The sequence below is a fragment of the Cohnella hashimotonis genome, from assembly GCF_030014955.1.
GTDB lineage: Bacteria > Bacillota > Bacilli > Paenibacillales > Paenibacillaceae > Cohnella > Cohnella hashimotonis.
This window is the reverse complement of sequence record NZ_JAGRPV010000001.1, coordinates 8,443,981-8,459,934: the sequence shown is the minus strand read 5'-3', so window position 1 is coordinate 8,459,934 and position 15,954 is coordinate 8,443,981. Positions and strand designations below refer to the sequence as shown.

Here is a 15,954-nt window from a genome sequence, read left to right as displayed (position 1 = left end):
TGGCTTAGGTCCGCGCGTCATCGGCTGGCAGCGCCAGCGAAACGCGGGTGCCGCGTCCCGGCTCGCTCTCCACGCGGACGCCGTAGACTTCGCCGAACGCAATCTTGATGCGCTCGTCGATGTTGAGCAGGCCGATGCCTCTGCCCTGGCCGCGAGCTTCCCCGCTGCGCAACCGCTCCAGCATGCGGGGGTCCATCCCCGGCCCTGAATCCTCGACGGTCAGCAGAAGCAGCCCTTCCGCGGTCGACTCCCTGGCGCGAATCACGATTCTGCAGGGCGACATCGAAGGTTCAACCGCGTAATTGACGGCGTTCTCGAGGAGCGGTTGAAGCGTCAGCTTCGGAATCGTGCGGCCGAGGAGCGTCTCCGGAATGTCCGTCTCGAATTCCAGGCGTTCCTCGAACCGGTACTTCTGGATCGTCACGTAGCTTTCCACCAGTCCCAGCTCCTCACGCAGCGGAATGAGCGGATCACCGAGCGAGATCGAGTTGCGCAGGAGAAAGCCGAGCGCCTCGACCATTTGCGAGATTTGCGGCTGCCGGTTGATCTTGGCCATCCAGTTGATCGATTCGAGCGTATTGTACAGAAAATGCGGATTGATCTGCGCTTGAAGCGCCTTGAATTCAGTCTCTTTCACTAACAGCCGGCTCTTGAAATTCTCCGTGATCAGCGTGTTGATGCGCTCGATCATGATGCGGAACGAACGGTGCAGCAGGCCGACCTCGTCGCGCGGCACGCTGGCCGTGTCGATCGACTCCAGGTTCGCCTCCTCGAAGTTGCCCCGTTCGGCGAGCCGCATGCGAGCGATCAGATCGTCGATCGGGCGCGTCAGGCTGCGCGAGAATCGGAAGCCCCAAGCGATCACTACGACGAGCAGCCCGACGAACACGAATACCACGAGTTCTTTGATAAAAATGATGCGCTCGAAGATTTGGTTGAACGGCGTCAGGTTGAAGTACATCCAGCCCGAATTGCCAGACTCGATATGGGATACGAAGTACCGCTCGCCGCCGAAGCTGCCGACAAAATAACCGCTGCCGCTGCGGCTCTCCTTCTCGACCAGACCGACGTCGGCAAACGCAGGATGTACGGGATATACGATGTCCGGGCCGGACCGGATGAGCAGTTCGCCCTCTGCAGGCGCGTTTTCGCGAACGATCCGCTCGATATTGATGCGAATGACAAGCATGCCGAGCCGCTTGAGGCTGAAGTCGGTGCCCTCGTAAGACCGCACCTTCCTCGCCGTGATCAGCGCGCTGTCGCTCTCGTCCGGATACAGCATGACCTGCTCGCCCTCCGCCTGGTCGGACCGGCTTAACAGATCGGCGATTTTCGCATCATTGAGCGCCTTGACGTTGCCCGCGGCATTCTCGTGCCCGAGCGCGTCGTACAGCTGGATCGAGAGCAGGTACGGTTCCGTGCCGGTATAGTTCAGCAGCCGGTCGACGAGATCGCGCCGGAGCAGCAGCCGGTCGTAATCGCTGGTGTCCGGATTCGCGATCTTTTTCAGCAGCGACTGGACCTGCCCGTCCGCCGTCACGTTGTAGGAGATCTGCCGGATGCGCTTCAGCTCCGCCTCGATGGCGGAGGAGGACAGATTCAGCACCTGCGACGACTTGGTGTAGATCTGGCTGTCGTAAATGGAAAACGCGTACTGCTGCACGAGCAGCGTGGCGGAAAAGGAAAGCGCCACGATAAGCGCGATCAACAGGGAAAGCTTGTTGCGTATCCGCATGTTGCGGTAAAAATGGAATCCGAGCCGTATGCGCATCGGGATAAGCTCCTTCGCGGGAGGACCGGCTCGGAAGCGCCGGCAAGCGATCGGATAAGCCCGCGCCGCGCGGCGGCCAGGCCGGCCGTTAGCCTCATTTTACTACATATCGCGGCATCTCCGCCCCGCAGCGAATCCGGGAGAAATGTTCAAAATTCAGAGGAATCCGCCGTTGAGGGCGGCATGTGCGAGAGTAGGCGCCAACTGCGCGAGTCGGGCTGAATGTGTTTCTATTCAGGAATTCCTGGGAGTGTTGGGTGCAAAGCTGGTCGAATGTGTTTCTATGAAGGAATTCCTGGGAGCATTGGGCGCAATGCCGGCCGAATGTGGTTCTATGTAGGAACTCCGGGGTCACTGAGCGCAACGCTGGCTTAATTTGTTCCTATATAGGAACTCTTGTGAGCGCTTGGCGCAACGCTATCGAACGACATGAAAAACGGGACGAAGCAGGAAAACCAATCTGCTTCATCCCGTTTTTCTAGTTACAGATTGCCGACCGGCGCGACGCCCGTGAAAGGAATCTCGCCGAACAGCGCGCGCACGAACGCTTCGTGGGACGCCGGCACGTTGCTGTAGGCGTTCACGGCGACCGGCGCCATGTCGAAGTAGTCGGCGATGAGGTACGGCGAGCCGAACGAAGCTACGACCGACTTGTCTCTGCCGGCCGTCAAGGCGCTCCAGCAAGCGGAGGCTTCCTCGGCGCTGAAGGCGAGCGGTCCCATCGGGTGATGGTGGCGCAGGATCGGCGCATAGACGATCAGGTCGACCCCAGGCTCGCGCGCGATGAGATCCTCGTACCAGACGTTGCGGATAAGCTCCGCCTCGATGCCGCGCCGCTCGAACGCTTGCTTGAGCGTGATCAGGTCGTCATAGTCCGCCGTCGACGGGCTGATGCCGATGATGAGGGCCTTGCGCACGGAGCCGGAAGCCAGCGGCAGCAGGCCGTCCTCGTCGCGGACGAGCGTCAGCGCACCCTCCGCTACGCTTTGCGCCGTACGCTGCGCGAAGGCGGCAATCTCTGCCTGGCTCGCGGGTACAGCCGTCGCCTTCACCTCGTAGGCAGGCTCGCTCGCCGCGGAAGCTTCGCTGCGCGCCGCGGTCTCAGACGCCTCATCGACCGCCGCCAGCACGCCGAAGCGCCGCTTCATCTGCAGCACGCGCTCCACCGCATCGTCCAGCCGCTCCATCGTCAGCGCCCCCGTTTCGAGCGCTTTTTCCGCCTCCTCGAAGTACGTAAGCTCCGGCCACAGGAGCATGTCGGTGCCTGCGTTCAGCGTGTGCAGGTAAGCCTCGTTGCGCTCGTACCATTTCAGATAGCCGCCCATGATCAGCGCGTCGCTGACAATAGCGCCCTTGAAGCCCATCTGCCGCTTCAGCAGTCCGTCGCTCAGCTCCGCGGACAGCGTCGCCGGCAGGTACCGGCCGCCAAGGGCCGTCTGCGACTGGAAGGCGGGCAGCGCGATATGGCCCGTCATGATAGACGCCAGACCGTCATCGACGAGCGCCTGGAACACGGCGCCATGCTGAGCGAGCCATTCCTCGCGTGACAGCGAGTTGGTCGTCGTGGTCATATGCTGGTCGCGATAGTCGACGCCGTCGCCGGGGAAGTGCTTCGCGGTCGCGGCCAGCCCGTGATCCTGCATGCCCCGCACGATCGCCTTCAGCAGCGGGATCGCCCAGGAGGGCTTGTCGGAGATCGCCCGGATGGCCGTGATCGGATTAAAACGGTTGACGTTCAGGTCGGCAACCGGCGAGAACGTCCAGTTCACGCCCGCAAGACCCGCTTCGAGCGCGGTCGCCTTGCCGTAATCGTACGCGAGCTGCTCGCTGCGCGTCGCGCCGAGCGCCATCGGGAACGGCAGCTTCGTGAGGCCGGGAATCATGCTGCCGCAACCATTTTCCAGATCCGAGGCGAAAATGAGCGGAATGCGGGTCGCCGCCCGATACTGCTCGGTCGCTTCTTTTACCTGCTCGAAGCCGTTGCTCGTCATGACATCCTTGATAATCTCGGCGCCGACGAAAAAGCCGCCAACCGGGTAACGGTCCAAGAAGGCTTCCAGGCTGCCGTGCTTCTCGATTTCTTGCGCCCGGCCGGACAGCAGGACGACGGTCTGACCGATTTTCTCCCTGACGGACAAGTCCGCGAGCTTGACGTCGCGAAGCTTATGATTGTTGTTTGTAAGCATGTTGTTTTCCCCTTCCAAGCCTGCATGCCGGTCGTGCCGGCCACCTGCGTTTTGAGTGCGTTCATCGACCAGTATGGAGTCTTGGGCAGGGCGCGCCTACTGTAAAATATCCATTTTGTTGCCTTCCGGACTGTCCATATTTAACTTTACTGTACAAAGGCGGGCAGGAAGAAAAAAGAAGCGCCCCGGCGTCATCAAAATGACCGAAGGGCGCTCCTCGTCTATGTGCTTCATCTCGAATAGCGGATGTTGATTCCGGAATATCGGGAGCATGCTCGTTATGGGGACAATAGCAAATCCATGGTCCGACCGGCGTAAGCGTAAAAGGCGCTATATTACAGGATGACCCCATCCTTGAAAATGGCGATCTCGCGAAACCCGTTGCGCTCGTTGTTCGTCTGTTTCTCGCCGGAAGCCAGGTCCACGATCTGGGCGAGCAGTTCGTCCCGCAGCGCGTCCATGCTCATGCCTTCGATCAGACGCCCCGCGTTGAAGTCGATCCAATTCTTTTTGCGGTCCGCGAGTTGGGAGTTGGTGGCGATCTTCACGGTCGGCACCGGACCGCCGAACGGCGTGCCGCGACCGGTCGTGAACAGCACGACATGCGCGCCCGCAGCGGACAGGGCGGTGACAGAGACGAGATCGTTGCCCGGCGCCTGCACGAGATTGAGTCCCGGCCTGCGCGAAGGGTCGCCGTACGCGAGCACGTCGGTGACCGTCGCGTGGCCGCCCTTTTGCGTACAGCCGAGCGACTTTTCCTCCAGCGTCGTGATGCCGCCGTCCTTGTTGCCCGGGGACGGATTCTCGTAGATCTCCTGGCCGTGGCGGATAAAATAGTCCTTGAAGTCGTTGACCAGCTTCACGATGTCCCCGAACACCGCCTCGTCGGCGGCCCGCTCCATGAGAATCGTCTCCGCGCCGAACATTTCCGGCACCTCGGTCAGCAGCGCCGTGCCGCCGACCGACGTGATCGCGTCGGCTACGCGGCCGACGAGCGGATTCGCGGTGATGCCGGAGAAGCCGTCGGAGCCGCCGCATTTAAGTCCGATGCGCAGCTTCGACAACGGCACGTCCGTCCGAACGAAGCGCTCCGCATAATCGACCAGCTCGCCGATCAGCGACAGCCCCTCTTCGAGCTCGTCTTCGACCTCCTGCGACTTCATGAACTTCACGCGCTCGGGATTGTAGTCGCCGATGACTTTCTTGAACGCGTCGACCTGATTGTTCTCGCAGCCGAGACCGACGACGAGCACGCCGGCCGCGTTGCCGTGCCGCACGAGCGCGGCCAGCAGCTTCTGCGTGGCGGTCAGGTCGTCGCCGAGCTGGGAGCAGCCGTACGGATGCGGAAAGTGGAACACGCCGTCGATGCCGCGGCCCTCATATTGTCGCGACGCCAGGCGCGCGAGCGTCTCGCATGTCTTGTTAATGCAGCCGACCGTGTTCACGATCCAGATCTCGTTGCGGATGCCGACCTCGCCGTCGTCGCGTACGTAGCCTTTGAAGGTCGACTGTCCGCTGGGAAAAGACGTCGTCGATGCCGCCGCTGTGCCGGATGCAGCGGATTTCGGCCGATACGTATAATCCAGCACCGCCCCGAGACCAGTCTTGAGATTGTGTGTATGCACCCAGTCGCCGACCGCGATGTCTTCCTTCGCGATGCCGATCGAATAGCCGAACTTGTTCACGTGCTGTCCGGCCGCGACCGGCCTGATCAGCAGCTTGTGCCCGCGCGGTATGTCCCGCAGCGCCCGCACAGCGCCTTCGCCGCCCGCACCGTCCGACCAGTCAACGGTCTCGCCGGCGCGAATGTCTCGCAGTGCGATGGCCACCTGGTCGCGCGGATTCAGCACAACGGTGTCGCTTGCAGCGGCAGCCGCAACCGCCGCTTCCGCGGATCCGACAACCGCCGTGCCGGCTGCTATGGCGCCGTCGACAACCGATCCGGCTGCCGCCGTGGCATCCATTCCGGCCGTCGTCGGCTGCCCCTTATCCCTCTCGCTCATCATGTGCTCGCCTCCATTTTCGTCAGCGCGACGGTAAGCGCCGCGCGCAGCCCTTCGATCTCGCCCAGGTCCCGCCCCCACCAGCCGTGCCGGCCAAGGATGTCCGCGACGAGATCTTCCAGCGTCAGCGCTCCCCGGTCCAGCCGCGCCCACAGCCCGGCCAGCTCCGTCAGCGTAGCCGCATCGTCGCGCAACGCAACGGGCTCGCCGTTCAGACGGCTGCCCGCGAACCCGCCGTCCCCCGTCTCCCGCGCGCGGTACAGCCGCAGCAGCGAGGCGAACGCCTCTACGATTCGCGGCGGCAGCCCGCCGGTCCGCTCGGCGTACGCTTCAAGCGTCGGCAGCAGCCGCACCTTGAACTTGGACAGGCTGTTCATCGCGATGTCGGCCAGCTTGTGCCGGACATGCGGGTTCGCAAAGCGCTCCAGCACCTCGCTTGCGTAGCTGCGCATCTCGTCCTCCGGCAGCGGCAGCGACGGCACGATCTCGCCGAGGATCGCGTCGCGGATCAGCTCGCCGTAGACGGGGTGACCCACAGCCTCGCCGACCGTCTCCAGCCCATTCAGCAGTCCGACGCTCGCCATCAGCGTGTGCGCGCCGTTCAGGATGCGCACCTTGCGCAGCTGGTACGGCCGCAGGTCGTCCGTCCACAGCACGTTCAGCCCCGCGCGCGCCAGCGGCAGCCTCTCGTCCAGCGCGGCCTCGCCCTCGATCGCCCACAGATGATACGGCTCGGCCGCATTCAGAAGCCGGTCCTTGGCGCCATGCGCCGCGAAGACGCGCTCGGCCTCCTCGGCCGGATAGCCGGTCACGATCCGGTCGACGAGATTGTTGAGGAACCGGTTGTGCTCGCGGATCCAGGCCTTGAACGCCTCCGGCAGTCCCCAGTCCTCCGCATGACGCAGCACGATGTCCCGCAGCTTGTCGCCGTTGTGCTCGACCAGCTCGCACGGCAGCAGCAGCAAGCCCTTCGCGGGATCGCCGACGAACGTCTCGAACCGCCTGTGCAGCAGCGCCGTCAGCTTGCCCGGATACGACAGGATCGGCCGGTCCGGCTGCCATTCGGAAGCTTGATAGACCAAGCCCGCCTCCGTCGTGTTGGAGACGACGATCTCGAGCGCCGGCTCTTCCCCAAGCGCCAGGAAGCGGTCCCACTGCGCGTACGGATCGACCGTCAGCGCGAACACCGATACCAGGTCCAGCTCGTCGACCGGACGACCGTCCCGCAGACCGCGAATCCACTGATAATACAAGCCGTCCTGCTCCCGCAGCTCGGCCAGCTTGGCCGCGCCCGAAGGACGGGGCTGGCAGACGGCCACGCCGCCTTCGAATAGCCCCTGCCGGTTGCACCGGTCGATCATCCAGTCCGCGAACCCCCGCAGGAAGTTACCTTCTCCGATTTGCAGCACCTTGACCGGATACGCCTTCATCCGGTCGTAACGCACCGCCGCTTCTCCGTCCAGCGTCGCCCGGCTCAGCCGGGGCAGCGCCTCCACGTCCTCAGGAGCCGCTACGTTCGCTTGGTTTGCGCGCTCCGCGCCCGCCCCCCCGCTCATACGCCGCTCGCCGTCCGCGCGATCTCGATGCGGGCGGAGTCGGCGCCGAAGCGGAAGTAGGCTTCCGCGTTGCGATAGCAGACGCCCTCGACGATCTCGCCGAGCAGCTCCGTATCGGCGGGGACGAGGCCCGACTCGACCCAGTCGCCGAGCAGATTGCACAGAATGCGGCGGAAATACTCATGCCGCGGATACGACAGGAAGCTGCGGGAATCCGTCAGCATGCCGACGAACCGGCTCAGCAGCCCCATGTTCGCGAGCGATTTCAGCTGCGCGAGCATGCCGTCGATCGTGTCGTTGAACCACCAGGCGGAGCCGAGCTGGATTTTGCCCGGAATGCCGTCCCCCTGGAAGCTGCCGATGATCGAGGCCAGCACGTCGTTGTCTCCGGCGTTCAGCGAATACAGGATCGTGCGCGGCAAGCCGCCCAGCTTCTCGATCCCGTCGAGCAGCTTGACGAGCGGACCCGCGAGCGCGCCCGCGTTGATCGAGTCGAAGCCGGTGTCCGGGCCGAGGCGCTCGAACATCGCCGTATTGTTGTTGCGGTGCGCGTGAATGTGCAGCTGCATCGTCCAGCCGCGTTCGGCGTATTGGCGCCCCAGGAACAGCAGCGTGCACGTCTTGTACTGCGCCTCTTCGTGAAGGGACACGGCTTCGCCGCGCATCGCCTTCGCATAGATCGCGGCGGCTTGCTCCTGCGTCGCGTCCGCATGCATGACGGTATCGATCGCATGGTCCGACAGCAGACAGCCGGTGTCGTGGAAAAATTGCACGCGCTCTCCCAGCGCCTTCAAGAGCAGGCCGTAGTCGGACAGCTCGTAGCCGCAAGCCTCGCGAAGGCGCGCCAGCCAAGGGAGGAACGTCGCCCGGTTAATTTCGAGCGCCTTGTCCGGACGGAACGACGGGCGCACCTGAAAGCCGTGGCGGTCCTCTTCGATCAGCTTGCGGTGGTATTCGAGCGCGTCCGCCGGATCGTCGGTCGTGCAGACGACGCGCACGTTCGAGCCGCGCACGAGATCCTGCGGCGTGAAGCCGCCGCCGTTGATCTTGGCGTTCGCTTTTTCCCAAATGACGGGCGCGTTCTTTTCGTTGATCAGCTCGTCGATGCCGAACAGCCGGCGCAGCTCGAGATGCGACCAGTGATACAGCGGATTGCCGATCGCCATCGGCACGGTTTTCGCATAAGCCAGAAACCGGTCGTAGTCGGAGACGCCTTCGCCGCCCGTGACATACTGCTCCGGGACGCCGTTCGCGCGCATCGCCCGCCACTTGTAATGGTCCCCGTACAGCCATACCTCGGTCAGGTTCGCGAACGGTTTATTTTCGTAGATCGCCTTCGGATCGAGATGGCAATGGTAGTCGATGATCGGCATCGGCGCCGCGAACTGCTCGTAAAGCATCGCGGCCGTATCATTATTCAGCAGGAAGCGGTCGTCCATGAACGCTCTCACAGGTTATTCAACCTCCACATCGTAATATGCAATCGCTTTCTGTTCACAGAGTATCGCAAAAAAGGTTGGAAGTCTCCGCGATTTTTGCTTATATTATAAAAAATCAACTTATTTTGTTCGGAAAACGACGATCGAACTCAGGTTGGCGCTGAAAGGAGCGGCGAGGATGTACGACGAGACGGACGCTTTGACCTACGGCGACGAAGAAGCGGACTTTTACTACCACCGCATACGCCGCACCCGGCCCTTCGAGCGGACCAATCACTACCACCGCACGTATGAAATTTATTACCTCGTTTCGGGCGAGCGGCTTTATTTCATTAAAGAAGAGACACACCATATCGCCGCCGGCTCGCTCGTATTCATCGACAAGCAGCAGGTGCACAAATCTTCGATGAAGGACTCGCACGCGCACGAGCGCGTCGTCATCAACTTCAGCGACGCCTTCCTGGGTATGGAGCGAGTGCCCTATTACGACGAGCTGTTCCGCGTGTTCCGCGGCGGCTCGCGCGTCTTCCGCCTGTCGTCCTACGAGCAGGCCGGCGTGCTCGCCCTGCTGAACCGGATGGGCGCCGAGATTGCAGGCCGCGAGCCGGGCTTCGAGACCGGGCTGCGCCTGCTCCTCGCGGAGCTACTGCTGCTGGCTTCCCGGCTCCCGGATCCGGACGGCGAGGAAGGGCAGGCCGAGGCACATCCGCTCCACAGCAAGATCGCGGACGTCGTCAGGCATTTGAACGCGCGCTATGCGGACCACGTGACGCTGCCGGTCCTGGCCACACGCTTTTACATGAGCCCCTCCCATCTCAGCCGGACCTTCAAGGCGGTGACGGGCTTTACGCTGGTCGGCTATCTGAACCTTGTGCGCGTCCGGGAGGCGCAGGCGCTCCTGCGCGAGACGAACCGCAAGATCATCGACGTCGCGGCTGCCTGCGGCTTCGAGAGCGTCACGCATTTCGAGCGCACGTTCAAAAAGACGGCCAAGCTGACGCCGATGCAGTACCGCAAGCTGCACGATCGGCCGCGCGGCTAAAACGCTAAACCAGCCAACATAGCTCGGGCTTCGTCCCGATGTCCCGCCAAACTGCGAAGGCGCCTCCCCGTCCGTCCGGAGAGGCGCCTGTCTGCGACCCAGTCTTTTTTAATAAAATTTCACGAGCTCGTCGACCTTGACCGCCTGGCCGGTGCGAATCGACTTGTTCGCCGCTATGCCCGTCAAAATAGAGCGCGCGCCGTCGACGTGGTTTGCCGCGCGATGGTACTCGTCCTCCACCGGGACGCCGAAGATGTCATTCAGCAGCACCGGATCGCCGCCCCCGTGTCCACCCTCGCCCATCTCGAATTCGGCCTTGTACGGCTCGCCGAACATCGGGAACACGAGAATCGTGACGCCTTGCACCGCGCCCTCGAGCGCCTTGTCGCCGCCCGAATTGACGTACGACTGCTCGACGATTTTCATCTCGATGCGGCCCTTCGTGCCGTTAAACGCGATCTGATAGCCCTCCCAAGGCAGGTAGGCGTTCAGCGAGTAAGTAAGCTGCGCTTTGTTCTTGTACTTTACGAGCACGCTCATCGTGTCTTCGATCGAGATGCCGTCGCCGAATACGCTCTGGTCGCGCCGATAGCCGTCCTCGGCCTCGGCGTCGAGATACATCGCCTTCAGATGCGGATTGTCGTCGAGCGGCAGGGCGAACGGATCGCCCGCGGCGTTGGGATTGCCCGTCGCGCGTTCGTAGAACTTGGTGACGCCGCGCTTCTCCGCATTTTCGCGGCCGTAGAAGAGCAGGTCGCCCATCGCGAACACGGTGTCCGGCTGCGAGCCGATCCAGAAGTTCACCAGGTCGAAGTGGTGCGTCGACTTGTGCACGAGCAGGCCGCCGCTGTTGCGCTTGTCCCTGTGCCAGCGGCGGAAGTAATCCGCGCCGTGCTGCGTGTTCAGCAGCCATTCGAAGTGGATCGACGTCACGTCGCCGATGACGCCGCTCGCGATCAGCTCGCGCGCCTTCGTGTGGTGGGGGGCATAGCGGTAGTTGAACGTCACGCGCACGCTCCGTCCCGTCCGTTCGACCGCGTCGAGAATTTCCTGGCACTTCTCCTCGTCGACCGTCATCGGCTTCTCGGTGATGACGTCGCAGCCGAGCTCGAGCGCGCGGATAATGTACGTATGGTGCGTCCGGTCGACGCTCGTGACGATGACGGCATCGGGCTTTTCGGTCTCGATCATCCGGTCGAATTCATTGCTCTTATAGGTGCGCACCGCCGGATAGTCGTACTTTTCCGTCAGCAGCTTGTTCGCGTAATCCATGCGGGTCTGGTTGATGTCGCAAAAGGCGAGCAGCTCGCTCGTCTCGCGATAAAAAGTGGCGATCGCCGAGTAAAAAAACTCCGCTCTCCCTCCTGCGCCTACCTGTACGTATGTCTTTTTTGCCATCTTTGCCATCTCTCCTCGTCGTTAAGGTTCTTATGAGGAAAATGTACCGCAAAATTTGCTTATTCGCTCCGCAATTTATGTTATTATTTTTGAAAACCCGCATTTTTTGTCCTCATGGAGGCGATTGGCTTGAACTTGAGCAGCACGCTTCGATACGGAGACTCTCGCGATCCTTTTTACGTAGAATACAATCGGAGAAAAGGCCACTATTCGATGGTCTCCGACCATATGCACGGACAGCACGAGCTTTACTACCTGCTCGGCGGCGAACGGTTCTACTTCATCAAAGACCGCGCGTATCAGGTTCAGCCCGGGGATCTTGTCATCGTCCCCGGCGACGAGGTGCACAAGACGAGCGATACCGGCGTGCCTAACCACGAGCGCGTTGTCCTCTATTATGACGAACGGTACTTCGCGCAATTCCGCGAAGCGGAAGCGGATCTGCTGCGCTCGCCGTTCCTTGGCGCCCGCCGCCTGCTGCGGCTCGGCGCCCCGGAGCGCCTGCGGTTCGAGCAGCTGCTGTACGGCATGCTGCGCGAGATCCAGGAGCGCCCGACCGGCTTCGAGCTTCCGATCCGGCATGCGGCCGCGGAGCTGCTGCTGTTCGCGGCCCGGCACGCGCTCGGCGCGGAGGCGGAAGCCGCCGACGAGACGCCGTCGCCCACGGCAGCCAAAATGACCGAGGTCGCGCGTTATATCGCCGCGAATTTTCGCGAGCCGATCACGCTGGACAAGCTGAGCGGCCGCTTCTACTTGAGTCCCAGCTACCTGAGCCGCACCTTCAAGAGATGCACCGGCTTCGGCATCGCCGAGTACGTCGGGATCACGCGGGTCAAGGAGGCGCAGCGGCTGCTCCGGGAGTCGGAAGCGCGAATTACCGAAGTATCGGAAGAAGCCGGCTTCGACAATTTTTCGCATTTCGAAAAGGTGTTCAAGGCCTTTACGCGCATGACGCCGCGAAGCTATAGAGCCCAGTTTCGGCACCCGGGGTAAACTTAGGCCGATCGCACGGGATGTTCTATATCTATCTGCCGGCAGTAAAGTTATAATTGTATGCAGCAGATATCAACAAGTATATCTAATCAGTCTATCATCCAACGCAAAGGCGGTCTTTATGAATATCACCAAGAGGATTTGGGGCCTTGGCCTCGCGTTTCTGCTCCTTCTCGGGGGCATGACGGCCATCGCTTCCGTCTATACGAGCGGACCAATATTGGGGCTATCGATAACGCTTGGCGTGCTCGGTCTTGCCGCCGGCGCCTACCTGATCACAACCGTGCATCGCAGCATCTTCAAGGGCATGCGGCGCATTTCCCGGATCGTGGACGATATGTCCGCCGGAAGAGCGGACGTGTCCGCGCACGATAATTCGGCCGATGACGAGTTCGGCCAGCTGGCGCGCCGTTTCCGGGAGTTGGCGGTGTCGCTGCATCAAAAGACAGCGCAAGAACGGCAGCTTCGCGAGGACGCCGAAAACGAGATTTGGATCAATGCCAACGTATCCGAGATGGCGATCCTGCTTCAGGGCTCCGTGCAGGTACAGGAAGCCTCCCGCATCTTTATGGGCAAGCTGGCCGGCGCGCTCGGCGCAAGCTGCGGCGCGTTGTACGTGAAGCGCGACGACGCGCTGCACTTCGTTGCGGGTTATGCCTACGACGATACAGGAGAGACTCGCAAGCCCATTCCGCTTGGCGCGGGTCTGGTCGGTCAGGCCGCGCTGGACAAGCATCCGATCGTCATGAGCGACCTGCCGGCAGACTATATCAAGATCCGCTCGGGGCTGGGCGAGACGCCCCCCGCCTACCTCACGCTCGTGCCGATCCGCTACGAGGATGACACCGTCGGCGTCGTAGAGCTGGCTTCGCTCCACGCCTTTTCCCCGCGCGAACGGCAATTGATCGACCGGGTGTCCGCGAGCATGGGCATTTTGTTCAACACGCTGGCCGATATCGCGCGCATCGACGAGCTGCTGCGCCATACCCGGAACCAGAAAGAAGAGCTCGAAGCGCAAACGGAGGAACTGCAAGCGCAGACCGAAGAGTTGACTGCGCAAACGGAGGAGCTTCGCACGCAGACCGAAGAACTCGATGCCCAAGCCAGGCAGATCAGCGAGGCCAACGAGACGCTGCGCACGGAAGTGCTGCTTACCGCGCGGCAGAAGGAAGAGATCGCGCAGCAAGCCGAGTCACTCGCACAGCAAAAGGAAGAGATCCAGCAGCAGGCAGATTCGCTCGCCAATCAGGCTGAGGAGCTCCGGGTGCAGGCGGACGAGCTGCGCGTCTCCAACGAGCATCTGCAGGAGGAGATGGTTCTTACCGCGCGGCAGAAAGACGAGATTCAGCAGCAGGCCGAAGAGATTTTCAGGGCCGCGCAGTATAAATCCGAATTTCTCGCCAACGTCTCCCACGAGCTGCGCACCCCGCTCAATAGCCTCCTGATTCTGTCGCAAATCCTGGCGGAGAACCGGGCCGGCAATCTGCAGCCCAAGCAGCTCGAGTACGTGCATACGATCTTTTCGGCGGGCAGGGACCTGCTTCGTCTTATCGACGAGATTCTAGACCTGGCCAAGCTCGAGGCCGGCAAGATGACAGCCGTGTTCGAGACAGTACAAGTCCAGGATGTCGTGGACCATGCGTACCGCACGTTCGACCAGGTCGCGCGCGGCAAAGGCATCGAACTGCGCGTTCGCGTCGATTCAAGGCTGCCGGCCTCGTTTCGAACGGACGGCCACCGGGTGCAGCAGATTCTGGCGAACCTGCTCTCCAACGCCTTCAAGTTCACGGAGAAGGGCGAGGTGTCGCTCACGGTCGGCCGAAGCGAAGCGGATCCGGAAGGCATCTTCTTCGAGGTCAGAGATACCGGCATCGGCATCCCGAAAGAGAAGCTGGACAGCATCTTCGAGGCGTTCCAGCAGGCGGACGGCACGACCAGCCGCAAGTACGGCGGTACGGGGCTCGGTCTCAGCATCTGCCGTCAGCTCGCCGCGCTGCTCGGTGGACGAATCGAAGCCGCGTCGGAACCCGGCAAAGGCAGCGCCTTTACCCTGATCCTGTCGGAGCGGGCCGAGACGGCTGTTCAAGACCGCGAAGAGGAGCAGACCTCCGGGCAGACGACGTCTACGACCGCCGTCGCTCAGGCAGCCCCGGCAGCCTCGGCGCCCCGGCCCGAGCCTGCGCCGGCCCAGGAGCCGGCGCAGCAAACGGCCTTCCAAGAACCGGCCCCGGTAGAATTCAAAGCTTCGTCGCGTCCCGGCGCCGCCTTTTCCGAGTTTTACGAATCGTTCGTGCCCGACATCTCGATCTCCAACCCGAAGCTGCTCCAGCATGCCGTGATGGACGACGACCGGAACGATCTGCAGCCCGGAGATACGACGCTGCTGATCATCGAGGAGGAAGCGTCGTTCGCGGCCATCCTGCTGGAGCTTGCGCGCAAGCGCGGCTTCAAGGCGATCGTCTCCCTGCAGGGCGATCAGGGGCTCGCGCTCGCTCATGCCTACAAGCCGGACGCGATCGTCGTCGACGCGGACCTTCCCGTACTCAATGGTTGGGCGATCATCAGCAGGCTCAAGAGCCGGCCCGAGCTGCGGCATATCCCCGTGCACGTCATATCGACGGCAGACGATAGCAAGCAGGGGCTCTCCATGGGCGCATTGGACTTCTGGAAAAAGCCGACCGACCGTTCGGAGCTTGAAGCCGCGTTCCTTCGGATCGAATCGTACATCCGGCGTCCGGTCAAAAACCTGCTGATCGTCGAGGACAACGCCGCGCTGCGTGGCAGTTTGGTCGCCTTTATCGCGCACCCCGACGTATCCGTGATCGCCGCGGCCACCGGCAAGGAAGCGTTGGACCAACTGAATGCCCAGCATTTCGACTGCATGGTGCTCGACCTCGGCCTTGCCGACATCTCCGGCTTCGAGCTGCTGGAGCAGGTCAAGACGAACCGCAAGCTGCAGACGCTGCCGGTCATCATTTATACGGGCCGCGATCTGAGCAAGGAAGAAGAACAACGGCTGCGGCATTACGCCGAGAGCATCGTGCTCAAAAACGTCCAGTCGATGGAACGCCTCTACGACGAGACCGCGCTGTATTTGCACCGCAAGCATGAGGACCTGCCGCCGGACAAGCAGCTCCTCATCGAAAAGCTGCATAACCCGGAAGCCGCGTTCGAGGGCAAAAAGATTTTGCTCGTGGACGACGATATGCGCAATATTTATGCGCTATCCAGCGTGCTGGAAGGCTACAATATGGACATCAGCTTCGCGCAGAACGGCAAGGAAGCGCTGCAGCATCTGAGCGTCCACCCGGACGTGGATCTCGTTTTCATGGACATCATGATGCCGGAGATGGACGGCTACGAGACGATGCGGCGCATCCGTCTGATGTCGCAGTTCGAAAACTTGGTCATCATCGCGTTGACCGCCAGAGCGATGGAGGGCGACCGGGTGAAATGCCTTCGAGCCGGCGCTTCCGACTATATCGCCAAGCCGATTAATACGACTCAGCTGGTCACGCTTCTCAAGGCGTGGCTCATTAAATAGACCCGCCGGAAGGAATGACAGC

9 protein-coding genes are annotated in these 15,954 nt (G+C 62.0%); 3 read left to right on the top strand and 6 right to left on the bottom strand.

Going from position 1 to position 15,954, the window contains the following annotated elements:
• Nucleotides 1-4: 4 nt before the first annotated feature.
• The 5 genes from KB449_RS33775 to uxaC form a co-directional block, all read right to left on the bottom strand.
• A complete protein-coding gene (locus KB449_RS33775; RefSeq protein ID WP_282912550.1) occupies nucleotides 5-1,771 on the bottom strand; it encodes a sensor histidine kinase in 1,767 nt (588 codons plus the stop codon).
• A gap of 482 nt (nucleotides 1,772-2,253) precedes the next feature.
• Nucleotides 2,254-3,957 carry a glycoside hydrolase family 3 protein gene (locus tag KB449_RS33770; protein ID WP_282912549.1) on the bottom strand — a complete coding sequence of 568 codons (1,704 nt, stop codon included), beginning with the start codon at nucleotides 3,955-3,957 and terminating at the stop codon, nucleotides 2,254-2,256.
• A 335-nt stretch (nucleotides 3,958-4,292) separates the two neighbouring features.
• The gene (locus KB449_RS33765) at nucleotides 4,293-5,960 is read right to left on the bottom strand and encodes a UxaA family hydrolase (RefSeq protein ID WP_282912548.1); all 1,668 of its coding nucleotides are present in this window, start codon (nucleotides 5,958-5,960) and stop codon (nucleotides 4,293-4,295) included.
• On the bottom strand, nucleotides 5,960-7,516 hold the full coding sequence (locus KB449_RS33760; RefSeq protein ID WP_282912547.1) for a tagaturonate reductase: 1,557 nt from the start codon (nucleotides 7,514-7,516) through the stop codon (nucleotides 5,960-5,962). Before KB449_RS33760 ends, KB449_RS33765 begins: the two co-directional genes overlap by 1 nt.
• Nucleotides 7,513-8,967: a glucuronate isomerase gene (uxaC, locus tag KB449_RS33755; RefSeq protein ID WP_282912546.1), complete on the bottom strand. Its 1,455-nt coding sequence runs from the start codon at nucleotides 8,965-8,967 to the stop codon at nucleotides 7,513-7,515. Before uxaC ends, KB449_RS33760 begins: the two co-directional genes overlap by 4 nt.
• A gap of 166 nt (nucleotides 8,968-9,133) precedes the next feature.
• Here uxaC and KB449_RS33750 point away from each other — a divergent pair, with 166 nt between their 5' ends.
• A complete protein-coding gene (locus KB449_RS33750) occupies nucleotides 9,134-9,997 on the top strand; it encodes an AraC family transcriptional regulator (RefSeq protein WP_282912545.1) in 864 nt (287 codons plus the stop codon).
• A gap of 108 nt (nucleotides 9,998-10,105) precedes the next feature.
• Here the strand turns inward: KB449_RS33750 and KB449_RS33745 are convergent, their stop codons facing one another.
• Complete coding sequence (locus KB449_RS33745; protein WP_282912544.1) at nucleotides 10,106-11,395, bottom strand: Gfo/Idh/MocA family protein; 1,290 nt, start codon at nucleotides 11,393-11,395, stop codon at nucleotides 10,106-10,108.
• Nucleotides 11,396-11,524: 129 nt separating this feature from the next.
• Between KB449_RS33745 and KB449_RS33740 the strand changes: the two genes are divergently transcribed.
• Entirely contained in the window at nucleotides 11,525-12,388 is an 864-nt protein-coding gene (locus KB449_RS33740; protein ID WP_282912543.1) for an AraC family transcriptional regulator, read from the top strand.
• Between the two features lie 121 nt (nucleotides 12,389-12,509).
• A complete protein-coding gene (locus KB449_RS33735; RefSeq protein ID WP_282912542.1) occupies nucleotides 12,510-15,932 on the top strand; it encodes a response regulator in 3,423 nt (1,140 codons plus the stop codon).
• Nucleotides 15,933-15,954 lie beyond the last annotated feature (22 nt).